General features: G+C 48.7%; 1 protein-coding gene. It reads left to right on the top strand.

What is annotated here, in order from left to right; translation table 11 throughout:
* The first annotated feature begins 202 nt into the window (after positions 1-202).
* Positions 203-1,150 (top strand): IS110 family transposase, encoded by a 948-nt coding sequence (locus SBL51_RS23205; RefSeq protein WP_317933586.1) that lies wholly within the window; start codon positions 203-205, stop codon positions 1,148-1,150.
* Positions 1,151-1,189: the final 39 nt, after the last annotated feature.

Below are 1,189 nucleotides of genomic sequence, written 5' to 3'. Positions count from 1 at the left end.
CTTGTATGGTCAAATTTCCCCATTAATTAACATTCCTTTAAAGTGAAGCCCCATAACTAGCGGCAACTAGTTATCGGAGTCCCAGCCCGATGATGCACAGATCCTAGAGATCGTTAACAAGCGTGGGCGGGACTCCGACCCGATAATTTAACTCGAACAGTCGAGGGGGCTTCGAGCCCGAATCTAGCAAGGAAGAGTTCCTATGGCAATTCGCAATTTGAGTGAACAGGGCGTCAACATTGGTGTAGATATCGGTAAGTTCAAGCTGGACTTCCACATATACGAACGAGAGTTACATTGGCAAGCGGACAACACGCCTGAAGGCATAAAGCAGTCGCTTACTCGTATTAATCGCTACAAGGTAGAACGGTTGGTGGTTGAGGCTACTGGCCGGTACGAGCTGGCATTAGTCGATAGCGCCTTTGATAAAGGATTACCCGTTGTTGTCGTTCAGCCCCTTCAGGTTCGGAGGTATGCTGGCGCCATCAACCAATTGGCTAAAACAGATAAAATCGATGCGGCCGTAATCGCCGAGTTCGGAGCCCGGGTCAAACCCCGTGTTAGCCAAGTTCAAGGCAAAAATATACGCGTAATCAAGGACCTAATCGCGCGTCGCCGGCAATTGATTGACCTACTCGTGCAGGAGAAGAACCGAAGTCAAATCATGGGTAAGCGTATGGAGGCTTCGCACAAGCGCATTCTTAAAGCCATCGAGAAGGAGATCGAGTGGGTTGAAAACAGGCTCGATATTGCCGTCCAGAAAGAGTCGGCCTGGTCTCATAAGCGAGATCTTTTGCTCTCTGTACCGGGCGTTGGTCGCACAATGGTATACACCCTCCTCGCCGATTTCCCGGAGCTAGGCACGCTTAACAACAAAGAAGCGGCTGCATTAACGGGGTTAGCACCTATTAATCGCGACAGCGGAAAGCTTAAAGGCAAGCGCAGAATTTACGGAGGACGAGGCGCTATCCGTAAAACGATGTACATGGCCATGCTCAGCGCTATTCAATGTAACAATATTTTAAAGAACTTTTACCACGCGCTGGTGGCAAAAGGAAAACATAAAAAGGTCGCTATCGTTGCCTGCATGCGCAAGTTAATCACTATGCTTAATGCTATGGTTCGCGACGATGTTGCTTGGGCTTACTAAAGGTAAATTTAACTGGGTTGACACCACAGTCGCTTGTTA

The organism is Halioxenophilus sp. WMMB6 (assembly GCF_033283405.1).
In the GTDB taxonomy this organism is placed as follows: Bacteria; Pseudomonadota; Gammaproteobacteria; order Pseudomonadales; family Cellvibrionaceae; genus Halioxenophilus.
The sequence above is the reverse complement of the archived record's forward strand: the minus strand, read 5'-3'. Positions and strand labels throughout refer to the sequence as shown.